Origin of the sequence: Sagittula sp. NFXS13 (assembly GCF_040148795.1) — a bacterium.
GTDB classification, from domain to species: Bacteria; Pseudomonadota; Alphaproteobacteria; order Rhodobacterales; family Rhodobacteraceae; genus Sagittula; species Sagittula marina.
In genome coordinates this window covers 578,744-592,707 of sequence record NZ_JAGEMH010000002.1, presented here as the reverse complement: position 1 = coordinate 592,707, position 13,964 = coordinate 578,744, and the positions used below count along the sequence as shown (strand labels likewise).

The following is a 13,964-nucleotide window of genomic DNA, read 5'->3' as shown; positions in this document are numbered from 1 at the left end:
CCATCGGACAGATCCGGGACTTCCTGTCGCGCAGAGGCTGGTCAAATGCCAGCAAGCGCGATGCCCGAAGCGGCAGCAGGCCATGTTATTTGGCCCGATGTGACGGATGTGTGAAAAGAAAAAACTTGAAGCCGCGGATTAATCGACCAAACTTTAACCTAACGGGGCAATGCTGATCCCGATGGACAGCGCAGACAAGAGGAGCACAACGTGCCTTCATTCTCGAACACCCTTGAGCAGGCAATTCACTCGGCGCTGGCGTTGGCAAATTCGCGCAGCCACGAGTTCGCCACGCTCGAACACTTGCTGTTGGCGCTGGTCGACGAACCTGATGCCTCCCGCGTGCTGAAGGCGTGCTCGGTCGACACCGAGGACCTGCGCACCACGCTGGTGGAATTCATCGACGAAGATCTCGCCAATCTGGTCACAGACATCGAAGGGTCGGAAGCGGTTCCAACGGCCGCCTTCCAGCGCGTGATCCAGCGCGCGGCGATCCATGTTCAGTCTTCCGGCCGCACAGAGGTAACCGGTGCAAATGTGCTGGTGGCGATTTTTGCCGAGCGGGAATCGAACGCGGCTTATTTCCTGCAAGAACAGGACATGACCCGCTATGACGCGGTCAACTTCATCGCGCACGGCGTCGCCAAAAACCCTGCCTATGGTGAGCAGCGCCCCGTGCAAGGCGCGACTGATGCCGAGGAAGAGGCGCAAGCCTCCGAAGCATCGTCGTCTTCCTCCTCCGGCCAGGACAAGGAATCTGCATTGGCGAAATATTGCGTCGATCTGAATGTCAAAGCCGAAGAAGGCGACATTGATCCGCTGATCGGTCGTGACCACGAAGTCGAACGCTGCATCCAGGTGTTGTGCCGCCGTCGTAAGAACAACCCGCTTCTGGTGGGGGATCCCGGCGTGGGCAAAACGGCCATTGCAGAAGGTCTCGCACGCAAGATCATCGCCGGCGAAGTTCCCGATGTTCTGTCGAAAACCACGATTTTCTCGCTCGACATGGGCGCGCTTCTTGCCGGGACCCGGTATCGCGGCGACTTCGAAGAGCGCTTGAAAGCCGTTGTTCAGGAACTCGAGGATCACCCCGATTCCGTGCTCTTCATCGACGAGATCCACACCGTGATCGGCGCCGGCGCCACCTCTGGCGGGGCTATGGATGCTTCCAACCTGCTGAAGCCTGCCCTTCAGGGCGGCAAGCTGCGCACCATGGGCTCCACCACGTACAAGGAGTTCCGTCAGCATTTCGAGAAGGACCGCGCTCTGTCGCGTCGCTTCCAGAAAATCGACGTGAACGAGCCTTCTGTCGAAGACACAGTGAAAATCCTCAAGGGCCTGAAACCCTACTTTGAGGAACATCACTCGATCAAATACACCAACGACGCGATCAAGACCGCCGTCGAACTTTCGGCACGCTATATCAATGACCGAAAACTCCCCGACAAGGCGATCGACGTGATCGACGAAGCTGGCGCGGCACAGCATCTTGTCGCTCAGTCAAAGCGCCGTAAATCTATCGGCACCAAGGAGATCGAGGACGTGGTCGCCAAGATCGCCCGCATCCCTCCGAAAAACGTGTCGAAAGACGATGCTGAGGTTCTCAAGGATCTTGAAGCCTCGCTCAAGCGGGTGGTCTTCGGTCAGGACACCGCCATCACGGCGCTGTCGTCGGCAATCAAACTGGCCCGCGCCGGTCTGCGGGAGCCGGAAAAACCCATCGGCAACTATCTCTTCGCAGGTCCGACCGGCGTTGGTAAAACCGAGGTGGCGAAACAGCTTGCAGACCAGCTTGGCGTTGAACTCCTGCGCTTTGACATGTCCGAGTACATGGAGAAGCACGCCGTCTCTCGCCTGATCGGGGCGCCTCCGGGCTATGTTGGCTTTGACCAGGGCGGCCAGTTGACCGACGGCGTCGACCAGCACCCGCATTGCGTGCTGCTGCTGGATGAGATGGAGAAGGCGCACCCGGATGTGTACAACATCCTGCTTCAGGTCATGGACCATGGCTCGCTGACGGATCACAACGGCCGCACCGTCGATTTCCGCAACGTGATCCTGATCATGACCTCCAACGCGGGGGCCGCAGACATGGCAAAAGCGGCCATCGGCTTCGGTCGTGATCGGCGCGAAGGCGAGGACACCGCCGCGATCGAGCGCACCTTCACGCCTGAATTCCGCAACCGTCTGGACGCCGTCATCAGCTTCCAGCCGCTGCCGAAAAACACCATAATTCAGGTTGTCGAGAAGTTCGTCCTGCAGTTGGAGGCGCAGTTGCTGGACCGCAACGTGACGATTGAGCTGACGACACCGGCCGCGGAATGGCTGGCCGAGAAGGGCTACGACGACAAGATGGGCGCCCGCCCTCTGGGGCGTGTCATCCAGGAGCACATCAAGAAGCCTCTGGCAGAGGAACTGCTCTTCGGCAAACTGACCAAGGGCGGCATCGTCAAGGTCTCCGTCAAGGATGGCGAACTTGTGCTGTCCCTCGACGGACCGGACAAGCCCCGCCTCGGGTCCAAGAAGCCGCCGCTTCTGACCGCTGATTGATCGAAAGGGCGCCCCATGCGGGCGCCCTTTTCGCAACTCTCATGCGTCGTTTCCTCCTCTTTCTTCTCCTGCCCTTCCCCGCATTGGCGCAGCCCCAACTTGCGCTGCCGCTGGATTGCGAGATCGGAACGACCTGTCTCATCGAAGACTACGTCGACAACGATCCGCGCATCGGAGCACAACGTGATTTCGCCTGCGGTATCAACAGCCGTGACGGTCACAAGGGCACCGACATTGCCTTGCTGTCTTTCGACGCGCTGGGGACAGCGGTCACTGCCGCGGCACCGGGCACCGTCGTTCGCACCCGCGATAGCATGGCCGACGATCGGTTGATGAAAGGGGTGACCACCGAAACAGCCTGCGGGAATGCGGTCTTGGTTGACCACGGCGCAGGCTGGCAAACGATGTATTGTCACTTGGCGCTCGGCTCCGTCCGCGTCGCCCGCGGTCAATCCGTCGAGCGCGGAACACCCCTCGGCGCCGTCGGGCTGTCTGGCCAGACCAACCATCCTCACCTGCATTTCGGCGTTTCACACGACGGGGAAACCATTGATCCCTTTCGCCCTATGGCCACAGGCACCTGCGACGAAACGCCAACCGAAACGCTTTGGAGCGATCCGCCCAGCTACACACAGACCGGCCTCATAACCGCGGGCTTCTCAAACCACATCCCGAACCTCGATACGGTCCGGGACGGCTCCGCGCGCGTGACGCAGGCCACTGCCGACGCCCCAGTCGTGGTCTATGCCCATGCAGCATATGCGCAGCACGGGGATATTCTCAGACTGTCGGCCACGGGGCCGGATGGCCAGATTTTTGAACACGATCAGATCCTGAAGTCACCGCAGATCAGTATCTTGCGCGCCTATGGCCGCAAAGCGCCCGCCACCGGATGGCCATCGGGAGACTATCTGGGTGAAGCAACCTTGACCCGAAAAGGGAAAGTCATCGCGCACCGCTTCGCACATGTGACCGTCCCTTAGATCGGGTTCACCCGGCTGTCATTCAGCGTTCCGTCAGCTTCAATTCGATGCGCCGATTTTGGGCTCTCGCCTCTGCCGTGTCCGCCGGGTTGACCGGCTGGTACTGGCCAAAGCCATTCGCAGCCAAGCGGCTGGGCGGAATGCCATAACTGTTCACCATATCAAGCACCACGGCCCGCGCTCGGGCTTGGCTCAGGTCCCAGTTGTCCTCGAATTCACTGCCGAGACGCACGGGGATATCGTCGGTATGCCCGTCCACACGAATGATCCAGTCGATCCCATCCGGGATATCGCGGGCAATGTCGCGCAGGATATTCGCCACCTTGGAAATCTCCCGACGCCCAAGGGGGGACAGGTCGGCTGAGCCCAGTTCAAACAAGACCTCCGAAGAAAACACAAACCGGTCGCCTTCGATCCGGATGCCATCACGATCCGCCACGACATCCCGCAGACGCCCGAAAAATTCCGACCGAAACCGTTCCAGGTCAGCCTTTTCCGCTTCCAGTCGTTTGCGTTCTTCTTCCTCCAAACGGCGGCGCTCGCGCTCTTCTTGCGCCACCCGCGCCAGGGCCGTGTTCAACTCGGAGCCCAAGGACTCCAACTGGACCTGAGCCATGGCATCCCGCACCTTCGAGTCGTCCAACAAAGCCTGAAGCTGCCCAAGCTGACGGCGCAGCTCAGCCACATTGCGGTTCAAGGCCTCGACCTTCAACTGCGCCTCGCCTGCGCGCTCACGTGTTTGCGCCAATTCGTCCCGAGCGTCGGACAACAAGGCTTGCCGTTGCTCAGCCTCGGTCAGCGCCTCGTCCAGCCCTTGCTCCGCTGCGCGCTGCTTGGCCAACGCGGCTGCCAACCGATCGCGGGTGTCCTCAACCGAGGTTTCCGCCTCGAGACGCGCAGCCAAAGCCGCCGCAAGCCGTTCTTCCAGGCTGCGGCTGTCCGCCTGCTGGTCTTGCGCGCGGGCCTCTGCCTCCGCCAATTGCTGGCGCAGCGTGGTGATTTCGGCTTCCCGAGCACCGGCCCGTTCAGTCGCCTCCGCGAGATCCGCTTCCAATCGGACGCGTGCGCTGCGCAGGCTCTCCACCTCGTCCCGCGCGTCCGCACCGCCCAATTCTGCCAGTCGGGCCGACAGATCCTCGTTCTCCGCCGAGAGGCGATCAATGCGCGTGGCACGCTCTTCGAGACGGGCCAAGGCCCCCGCCAGCTCAGACTGCGTCTGCGCCACCTCGCCGCGCAGTTCGGCGATGTTTGCACTTTGCGCACCATCATTCGCCCGGGCGGCATCGGCCTGTGCACGCAGGCCAGCGGCCTCTGCCTTGGCCTCATCCAACGCCTCTTGCGCGGCGACCAAATCACCGCGGACCTCGGTCAAGGCATCGCGCAATCTGACGCCCTCGGCCTGCGCCGCCGTTAACGCATCACGGCGATCCGTTGCCGTTCCGCGCGCCGAGGCGAGGCTCGACACAAGCTCCGCATTACGCTGTTGCAGGCGTTGCAGTTCCGACTGTAGTGCCTCGCTGGTAACGATCCGCGACAGGGCATCCGCCAGTTTGGCCGACAGATCAGACAGTTGCGTCTCTCGGGTATCGGCATCCGCCTGCGCCGCAGCCAGATCCCGCTCGGTCTCGGTCAACGCACGGCGCTCTGCGGCCAGTGCCTCTTCGGCAGCGCGGCGGGCCTCCTGTTCAGCCAGCACATCATCGCGCAGGGCCGTCACGCGATCATCGGTTTGCGCGCCTGCCGCCAGCGCATCGGCCAGCCGCGCTTCGAGCGCATCGACCCGCGCCTGCAAGTTGGCCCCACGCTCTTCGCCATCCACCAGCGCCGCAGCCAGCCGCGCGTTCAGATCGTTTTCCGCCTGACGGGATGCGGCGAGCAACGTCAGCGTCTCTTCCGCCTCGGCGCGGGCCTCTTCCAAGGCGAGTGTCATCGCGGTCAACTCCGCGTCGGCGTTTTCAAGACGCGTCCGCAGGGCTTTGGCGGCTTCAGACTCGGCCAGACGCGTGGCCTCTTCCTCGGTCAGCGCCGCTTCCAAGTCATCCACTTGCCCGGTGAGCGCGCTCACCTGCTCTGTGGCCTCCGCGTTGCGGGACCGAAGGTCCGTGATCAACGCTTCCAAAGCTTCGCGGCGGCGGCTGGCCAAAGCGGCGGCTTCTGCCTGGGCATCAAGATCAGACCGCGCCGCCGTCAGGGCCGCCGTCAGATCATCCCGCTCGGAGGCCAGCTCATCGCGCGCCGCAGTCAAGTCTTCAACCGTGCCACGGGCCGTGTCCCGCTCGCTGATAAGCGCCGCAACGCGCTGATCAAAGTCAGAGATGCGGCCAGCCGCCTGTTCCAACTCCGCCGCCTGCTGGTCGCGGGTTGCGGTCAGCGACGCGATCAGATTTTGCGCTGCGTCCAGTTCTGTGTTGCGATCCCCAAGGCTCGCGGCCAGCGAATCCACGTCGGACGACAGTTCCGCGTTGCGGGTTTGCGCCACGCCCAGCGCCTCGGACAGTGCAAGCAATTCAGAGGACAGCGTATCCAGTTCGGTTTCCTGCCCGGTGATCGTCTCGTTCAGGACAAACTGGATCACCATGAAAATCGACAGAACGAAGGTCAGGACCAGCAGCAGTCCCGTCATCGCATCGACGAAGCCGGGCCAGATGTTGGCCTGAAACCGTGCGCCAGTGCGTCGGGACAAGGGCATCGCTTACTCGCTCCGGGGACGTGCGCCCCGTGATGTGCCAACAGCGCGCGTCAGGGCAGAGATATCCGTGCGCAATTCAGCCATGCTTTCCTGCCGGCCTGCGCTGATTTCTTCGAGGATGCGCAACATTTGCACGTCGATGGACCGCAGACGCATACGGCTTTCGGCGTCCAGCCCCTCCTGGCTTTCCTTGGTGCGGATCGCGTCGGCAAGTTGTTCCTGCCCTTCGGCCACCCGTGCCAGCGCGTGCGCAGATGGTGCCGTTGCCTCCATCCGTTCGGTCATGCGTTCGATGCTGTCGGCCAATTGCGCCAGCCGCATGTCGACCTCGGACCGGCTTTGCTCCGCTTCGGCAAAAAGGAACTGCATCCGTTCCATCTGATCGGCCATCTGGTCCAGAACAACGCCCGCGGCCCCAAGGTCGGGCCCTTCGGTGTCAGAGGAAAAGCCGATACGCGTGATGGTGGACAGCCATTCCTCAAGCTCGCGGTAAAAGCGGTTCTGCCCGTGGCCCGCGAACAACTCCAACAGGCCAACAACCAGTGAACTGGCGAGCCCCAGCAGCGAGGAGGCAAAGGCCACACCCATCCCGCCAAGCTGGTTTTCGAGACCGCTCATCAGCCGGCCAAAGACCTGCACACCGCTTTCGCCTTCTGACGGGGCAAGCGACTGAATGGTCTCCACCAGCGCAGGGACGGTGGTGGCAAGCCCATAGAACGTGCCCAGCAGACCCAGAAAGATCAGCAGGGAGACAATGTAGCGCGTGATTTCCCGCGCTTCGTCAATGCGTTGCGCCACAGATTCCAGAATGGAGCGCGTCGATGTGGTGTTGATCTGCATCCGCTTGTCGCGGCGCGACCCCAGCAGCGTCACCAAGGGGGCCAGCAGTGTCGGGGCAGCGGTGCGCACGCCCTGATCCCCGGTCGCGGTATAGCGTTCGATCCACCGCACCGAGGTCATCAGGCTGTAGACCTGCCAGAAACACGCAAGCACCCCGAGCACAAAGACCAGAATGATAAAGCCGTTGAGATAAGGGTTGGCCTGAAAAACGGGCAGCACACTGGGCGCGGCCAGCACAGCGCCGACAGCAGACATCGCCAAAACCGCCAGCATCAAGATGACCTGACGGACGGGATGGGAAAAATGGGGCTCGGCCTCGTACTGGGGCTGGACCATGTGGGACACCTGGTACCTGGTTCTATTGGCTCATGCGTAAGGGATTATTCCCGTGTCGCCAAGACCTTATGATCACCACAGCATATCCGCACCGACACAGGGCCCGTGTGTTGCGCAATAGTCAGAATTGCTCAACCAGAGGTCAATGTCTGAACCTGTCGCGTAAGCCACTGCAAGTCGGGATCCGGGATGCCAATCTCTTCGAGGTGGGCGGCGGTGTTGTACAGATATTCGGTGTTCGGCCCACGCCCTCCCACGGCTTTGGCGATCAGGCGGGCCTGCTCTTCCAGCGACAGGTCGCAATACTGCACATGGTGCGGGTCGATGACATAGGCCACGGCCTCAACCTGCCGCCCGTCAGACAGCGCCAGGGGCAGCATCTGTTCCACGTAGGCCGAGGAGATCAGCTCCCGTTCGCGCAAGTATTCCAGCGTTTCCGCCTCTGTGCCGGGGGCCGCGCGCAGGGCCAGGCCGTCACAGCTTGCGCTCTCCTGTGCGTCCAGCGCCAGCACCAGACCCGGCTCTTCCTCCGTGCCGCGATGGTGGATCGAATACATGCAAAAGCTGCGGGAGAACCCGTGCAACCGCGCCTGAACCCGCTCGGCCACCTCAAAGCCGGGGTTCCACAGCAGCGATGCATAGCCAAAGACCCAAAGCGTCATATCGTTCCCCTTTGCCCCGACTAGTGCCGGGCGTTTGATCCGTGTAAACGAAACCCCTGTAAACATGTGGCGCGAGCAAAGAAAAGGGGCGGGACGTGAAACGATACGTTGGTCTGGTGGTGGCAGCGGCCCTGCTCTGGGGCGGATACTGGGCGGTTCAGGCATGGACCCTGCGCAGCTCGATCGAAGATTGGTTCGAGGACCGCCGCCTTGATGGCTGGGTCGCGCAATACGATGACCTATCGGTGAACGGCTTCCCTTCACGGCTGGACGTCACCATCTCCGGGATCGACCTGCAAGATCCAGAGCACCAGACCGGCTGGCAGGCGCCTTTCCTGCAAATCCTTGGCCTGAGCTATCAGCGTGACCACGTGATCCTTGCCTTTGCCGACAGCCAGCAGGTGCTCTTGCCCGACGGCCCGGTGATGGTCACGTCCGACGGCCTGCGCGCGTCGCTGGTCAAAACGGATGACATCATCGAGCGTCTGAACATCGAAGCCGAGGTGCTGAACATCAACGGGCCCGCTGCCGAGGCCGCGCTGGCCGGGGTCTTGTTCAACTTCCACCATGTCGAGGGCACCGATTACCGGCTGGCCCTCTCCGCGCAAGGCGTCGCCACACCGGGCGGCGGCGGATCTGATGCCGTGGATGTGCAAGCGCTGTTGGGTTTCGACCACCCCTGGACGCTGGATGCCCTGAACAATGATCGGCCCCAGCCGCGCACGGTCACCTTGCGTCAGGCGTCCTATCACCACGAGGGGCTGGAGCTGGATGTGGCAGGCGACGTCACGGCGGATGAGGAAGGCCGGATGAGTGGCGAACTCACGGTGCGGGCCGTAAACTGGCAGGCGCTTTTGGAACAGGCGCGCGAGGCGGGCACCCTGCCCGATGCGCTGGCCGACACCCTGCGCGATGCGCTGTCTGTGGCGGCGAGCCTGTCGGGACGACGTGATACGCTGGATCTGCCGCTCACCTTCCGCCGCGGCGACATGTCTTTCGGCATGATCCCCCTGGGGGAGGCGCCACGGCTGCGTTTGCCGTGACGCGAAAGGTCTTCAGGCGACTTCCAGAACGGCTTTACCGCAGGAAGTTTCGCAGACGCCCGGATTGTCATCGAGGTTCAGCGCGGTGATCTTACCGTCCTCGACCACCATGGCGTAACGCTTGGACCGGTTGATCAGGCCCGCAGGCGGCGCGGAAAAATCCATGCCCATCGACTTGGTAAAGTTGGCTTCGCTGTCCGCAAGGAAGGTGATCCCTGCCTTGTCCGCGCCCGTGTGACGCGACCAGGAATCCATCACGAAGGGGTCGTTGACCGCGATGCAGATGATCTCATCGACGCCTTTTGCCGTGAACTCATCCTTCGTTTCGATGAAGGACGGCACATGCGCATTGGTGCAGGTGCCCGTGTAGGCGCCCGGCAGCGCAAAGATCACGATTTTGCGGCCCTTCGCCAGCGAGCCCAGCTCTACGGGTTCCGGTCCGTTGTCGCCAACGCGCAACAAAGTTGCCTCGGGGAGCATATCACCCTGTGAAATTGCCATTGTTCTGTCCCTTCATGGAATTGCGTTTCTCTGACACGCTACATAGTGTGCCCGCGACAAATACAAAGCTGGGAGGCGGGTGATGAGCAAGGTCGTTGTTGTGGGTGGTGGACAAGCGGCGGCATCGCTGGTGGCGCGTCTGCGCTCAAAAGGGTTCGACGGGCAGATCACGCTGATCGGCGAGGAGCCGGTGCCCCCCTACCAGCGCCCGCCCCTGTCCAAAGCCTACCTGATGGGCGACATGGAGGAAGAACGCCTCTACCTGCGCCCGCACAGCTACTACGCAGAACACGACATCGACCTGCACCTGAACGCCCATGTCAGCGGCATCGAACCAGAGACCAAAACCGTGATGGCCGAAGGTCAGGCCATTGCCTATGACCACCTCGCGCTGTGCACGGGATCGGTGCCACGTCGCCTGCCGGCGGCCATCGGCGGTGATCTGAACGGGCTGTACGAGGTCCGCACGCTCAAAGACGTGGACGCCATGTGCCCCTCCTGCGTGTCGGGCAAGAAGGTGCTCGTCGTTGGCGGTGGCTACATCGGGCTGGAGGCAGCCGCCGTCTGCGCCAAGCTCGGTCTGTCCGTGACACTGGTGGAGGCCGCAGACCGCATCCTGCAACGCGTCGCCGCCCCGGAGACTTCCGCCTGGTTCCGCGACCTGCACAAATCCCACGGCGTCGACCTGCGCGAAGGCACCGGCCTGAAACAGCTGCACGGCAACGACGACGGCCATGTGACCCAGGCCGAACTGGCGGACGGCAGCCTCGTGGACGTGGACATGGTGATCGTCGGTGTCGGCATCGCCCCCGCTCAGTCGCTGGCAGAAAGCGCCGGGCTGGAGATCCTCAACGGCATCGCCGTCAACACCCAAGGCCAGACCTCCGACCCATCCATCTGGGCGGCGGGGGATTGCGCCTCCTTCCCGCATGGCGAGGGCCGCATTCGCCTCGAAAGCGTTGGCAATGCCGTCGACATGGGCGAACTGGTGGCCGACAACATCATGGGCGCAGGCCGCGACTACGCAGCCAAGCCTTGGTTCTGGTCCGACCAATACGATGTCAAACTGCAAATCGCCGGGCTGAACACGGGCTATGACCGGGTTGTCGTCCGCACCACCGGCGAGGCTGTCTCGCATTGGTATTACGAAGGTGACAAGCTGCTCGCCGTGGATGCCATGAACGATGGCCGTGCCTATATGGTGGGCAAACGCCTGATCGACGCGGGCAAGTCCCCCGACCCGGACGCCGTGGCAAACCCGGATGTCGAGCTCAAGGCACTGTTGAAAGCGTGAGGATCATCGCCGGAGACTGGCGCGGACGGCGACTGGCCTCCGTCGGCAAGGGGGACCCGGGCGCGCATTTGCGCCCGACCACCGACCGTGTGCGCGAGTCGCTGTTCAACATGCTGGGCGGGGGACGCTTTGGCGACCCTTTCGACGGCGCGCGTGTGCTCGACCTTTTCGCAGGCACCGGTGCGCTGGGGCTGGAGGCGCTCTCGCGCGGCGCGCTCTCTGCCGTCTTCGTTGAGAAAGGCCGCGTCGGGCAAAAGCTGATCCGCGACAACATCGCCCTGCTTGGCTGCGCAGAGGACACCCGGCTGATCGGCGCGGACGCCCTGCGCCTGCCACCAGCGGACGCCCCCTGCTCGCTGATCTTCCTCGATCCACCCTATGGCAAATCCCTCGGCAACAAGGCCCTGAGCGCAGCTCGCGACCAGGGCTGGATCGCACCAGATGCGCTGATCGTGTTCGAGGAAAGCACCCCGCAACAGGCGCCCGAGGGCTTCACCGTCGAAGACACCCGCCGCTATGGCGACACCCATGTGACGGTGATGCGCGCCTGACGCCCGCACACCATGGCAACTCTTCGGCACGCCCTGACGTTATCCTGCAAATTCTCATCAGGAGCGCCGCCATGAAAGACCACCCCGACCAGCCCACCGCCGCCGAGACCGCCGTCATGAACGACCTCATCGACCGCGCCCGCGCAGAGGCCGACACCGGCGGCAAGGCTGGCATCGCCGCCGCAGTGATGCGCGGCGACACGCTTCTGGCACGCGGCATGAACGAGGTGCATCTGGATCACGACCCCACCCGGCATGCTGAAATCGTCGCCCTCTCCGCCGCGACCCGCGCGCTCAAGGATCCCAGCCTGGACGGCTGCACGCTGCTGACCACGCTGCAACCCTGCGAAATGTGTCTCGCGGCGATGCGTTTCGCCGGAATTGCCCGGGTGATTTATGCGGCGGGACGGCCTGACGTGCCCACCGACAAGTACTTTGCCTTCCCCGGGCTGCACATCGCCGACTTTCGCGAGGCGGATCATAAGGACTTTACCGCCATCGGCGGGCTGTGCGACCATCGAATCCTCGACATCTACGCCGCCAAGGACGACTGACGGCGCCCCTCAGCCGGAGCCTGCCCATGTCCCGTATCGCCACCATCGCCCTGTGCTGCCTGCCCCTCGTCGCCCAGGCGCAACCGATCACCGTGAGCGACTGCGACTGGCAGAGCAATGCGCAGAACATACCCGAACCGTGGGAGGCGCACAGCCGCACCTTCGCCAACGGGAACGTTCGCCTGACCATGCTGGACACCATCGAACCAGCCTTGGGGTGGGCGTGGCTCATGGTGCAGTCTCCTCCGGAACAAGACTGGGGCGGACGCCAGTGCAAATTGCTGGGGCTGGACGGCGCGGGCTTCGCCGGGATGAAGTTCGACACGCTCAACGCCGATTACGATCCCTCCGTGGGGCTGATGTTCTCGCTGCTGGTGGATGTCTTCAACCCGGCCACAGGTGACAGCGACACCCTCCCCCTGTGGTTCGCCCTCAACCAGTCCACCGGCGCCATCGACGCCAAATTGCGCCACGACTAAGTCTTGCGCCCGCCCACCAGCCCGCCTACCCAAGCATCATGATCCTCGGCATCGGAACAGACCTCGCAAACATCGACCGCATCGCCGGCACGCTTGAGCGGTTCGGCGACCGTTTCCGCAATCGTGTCTTCACCGATGTGGAACAGGCAAAGGCCGAACGCCGGGCCGATGTGGCCGGCACCTATGCGAAACGCTGGGCGGCCAAGGAAGCCTGCTCCAAGGCGCTTGGCACCGGGCTACGCATGGGGATCTCGTGGAAGGACATGGCCGTCAGCAACCTGCCCACCGGACAGCCGGTGATGCAGGTCACAGGCTGGGCCGCTGAACGCCTGGCAGAGATGACGCCGCCGGGGCATGACGCCATCATCCATGTCACCCTCACCGACGATCACCCGTGGGCGCAGGCCTTCGTCGTGATCGAAGCCCGCCCAATCACCGCGTAGGACGCGGCGCACCCCGCCCCCGGAACCTGTCGCCCCACGTACAGTTGACGGACCATCGCGATGTGCCGGGCGCTGCTGCCTTGACACGCCCCGCCCTGCGCCGCATCAAGCGCAGGCATAAGAACCAAGGGGCATTTCATGGCAACCGAAGAGAAAAAGGGCGGCATCGTCGAGACGATCAAAACCATCGTCTACGCACTCCTCATCGCAGGCATCTTCCGCACCTTCCTTTTCCAGCCCTTCTGGATCCCCTCCGGGTCGATGAAGGACACGCTGCTGATCGGGGATTTCCTCTTCGTCAACAAGATGGCCTACGGCTATTCCTACGCCTCCTGCCCGTCTGTCATCATCCCGCGCTTTGGCATCGACATCGACGCGCAGGATGTCTGTGGCTGGGCTGATGGCGACAACACGCGCCTGTTTGGCTCTGAGCCGAAGCGCGGCGATGTGGTTGTCTTCCGCCACCCCACGTCGGGCCGCGATTACATCAAACGCCTGATTGGTCTGCCGGGCGACAAGGTGCAGGTGCGCGATAGCATCCTGTATCTCAACGGCGAGCCGGTCGAGGTACAGCCCGCAGGCACGTTCGAGGAAATTCAAAAGCCACAAGGCCCGCAGGGTCTGCGTCCGCGCTGTGAAAACGGCCCCGTCGGAGAAGGCGGCACCTGCACCAAGACCCGGATGCTGGAAACCCTGCCGAACGGCGTGACCCACTCGATCCTCAACATCGACGACCAGTCCTCCGACCACACCGGCGTCTACGAAGTCCCCGCGGGCCATTTTTTCTTCATGGGCGACAACCGCGACAACTCCGCTGACAGCCGCATCTCCAACATGGTGGGTGGCGTCGGCATGGTGCCCTTCGAAAACATCGTGGGCCGCGCCGACCGCATCATGTTCTCTTCAGCCGGACGCTCCATGCTGTTCTTCTGGACATGGCGCAGCGACCGGTTCTTCAAGAAAGTCGAATAACCCCAGAACGCCCGGTCCCCGCGACCGGGCGTCGCGCTTTTTGTAGCGCCGCACCGCTGGACATCCC

At 63.0% G+C, this 13,964-nt stretch carries 13 protein-coding genes; 9 read left to right on the top strand and 4 right to left on the bottom strand.

All coding sequences use genetic code 11. The annotated features are described in order from the left end of the window. Positions 1 to 210 precede the first annotated feature (210 nt). Entirely contained in the window at positions 211 to 2,550 is a 2,340-nt protein-coding gene (gene clpA, locus J4E08_RS07260) for an ATP-dependent Clp protease ATP-binding subunit ClpA (protein ID WP_349537907.1), read from the top strand. A 41-nt stretch (positions 2,551 to 2,591) separates the two neighbouring features. After that, entirely contained in the window at positions 2,592 to 3,533 is a 942-nt protein-coding gene (locus J4E08_RS07255; protein WP_349537906.1) for a M23 family metallopeptidase, read from the top strand. A 22-nt stretch (positions 3,534 to 3,555) separates the two neighbouring features. Here the strand turns inward: J4E08_RS07255 and J4E08_RS07250 are convergent, their stop codons facing one another. From J4E08_RS07250 to J4E08_RS07240, 3 genes are all read right to left on the bottom strand, one after another. Continuing rightward, positions 3,556 to 6,222, bottom strand: a complete 2,667-nt coding sequence (locus J4E08_RS07250; RefSeq protein ID WP_349537904.1) for a peptidoglycan -binding protein — start codon at positions 6,220 to 6,222, stop codon at positions 3,556 to 3,558. Positions 6,223 to 6,225: 3 nt separating this feature from the next. Further along, positions 6,226 to 7,398 carry a biopolymer transporter ExbB gene (locus J4E08_RS07245; RefSeq protein WP_349537902.1) on the bottom strand — a complete coding sequence of 391 codons (1,173 nt, stop codon included), beginning with the start codon at positions 7,396 to 7,398 and terminating at the stop codon, positions 6,226 to 6,228. Between the two features lie 131 nt (positions 7,399 to 7,529). Beyond that, positions 7,530 to 8,060, bottom strand: coding sequence for a gamma-glutamylcyclotransferase (locus tag J4E08_RS07240; RefSeq protein WP_183962866.1), 531 nt, complete (start codon positions 8,058 to 8,060; stop codon positions 7,530 to 7,532). Positions 8,061 to 8,155: 95 nt separating this feature from the next. Between J4E08_RS07240 and J4E08_RS07235 the strand changes: the two genes are divergently transcribed. Next, positions 8,156 to 9,103, top strand: coding sequence for a DUF2125 domain-containing protein (locus tag J4E08_RS07235; RefSeq protein WP_349537901.1), 948 nt, complete (start codon positions 8,156 to 8,158; stop codon positions 9,101 to 9,103). Positions 9,104 to 9,115: 12 nt separating this feature from the next. On the opposite strand, the gene J4E08_RS07230 is transcribed toward J4E08_RS07235, so the two are convergent. Then, positions 9,116 to 9,604 carry a peroxiredoxin gene (locus J4E08_RS07230; RefSeq protein ID WP_183962864.1) on the bottom strand — a complete coding sequence of 163 codons (489 nt, stop codon included), beginning with the start codon at positions 9,602 to 9,604 and terminating at the stop codon, positions 9,116 to 9,118. An 82-nt stretch (positions 9,605 to 9,686) separates the two neighbouring features. Here J4E08_RS07230 and J4E08_RS07225 point away from each other — a divergent pair, with 82 nt between their 5' ends. From J4E08_RS07225 to lepB, 6 genes are all read left to right on the top strand, one after another. After that, on the top strand, positions 9,687 to 10,898 hold the full coding sequence (locus J4E08_RS07225) for an NAD(P)/FAD-dependent oxidoreductase (protein WP_349537900.1): 1,212 nt from the start codon (positions 9,687 to 9,689) through the stop codon (positions 10,896 to 10,898). Next, positions 10,895 to 11,449: a 16S rRNA (guanine(966)-N(2))-methyltransferase RsmD gene (gene rsmD, locus J4E08_RS07220; RefSeq protein WP_349537899.1), complete on the top strand. Its 555-nt coding sequence runs from the start codon at positions 10,895 to 10,897 to the stop codon at positions 11,447 to 11,449. The genes J4E08_RS07225 and rsmD overlap by 4 nt, the downstream gene beginning before the upstream one ends. Positions 11,450 to 11,520: 71 nt before the next feature. Further along, positions 11,521 to 12,003, top strand: a complete 483-nt coding sequence (locus J4E08_RS07215; protein ID WP_349537898.1) for a nucleoside deaminase — start codon at positions 11,521 to 11,523, stop codon at positions 12,001 to 12,003. A 26-nt stretch (positions 12,004 to 12,029) separates the two neighbouring features. Further along, complete coding sequence (locus J4E08_RS07210) at positions 12,030 to 12,482, top strand: hypothetical protein (RefSeq protein ID WP_349537896.1); 453 nt, start codon at positions 12,030 to 12,032, stop codon at positions 12,480 to 12,482. Positions 12,483 to 12,520: 38 nt separating this feature from the next. Continuing rightward, the gene (gene acpS, locus J4E08_RS07205; RefSeq protein ID WP_183962859.1) at positions 12,521 to 12,925 is read left to right on the top strand and encodes a holo-ACP synthase; all 405 of its coding nucleotides are present in this window, start codon (positions 12,521 to 12,523) and stop codon (positions 12,923 to 12,925) included. Between the two features lie 138 nt (positions 12,926 to 13,063). Continuing rightward, the gene (lepB, locus tag J4E08_RS07200) at positions 13,064 to 13,897 is read left to right on the top strand and encodes a signal peptidase I (protein WP_183962858.1); all 834 of its coding nucleotides are present in this window, start codon (positions 13,064 to 13,066) and stop codon (positions 13,895 to 13,897) included. Positions 13,898 to 13,964: the final 67 nt, after the last annotated feature.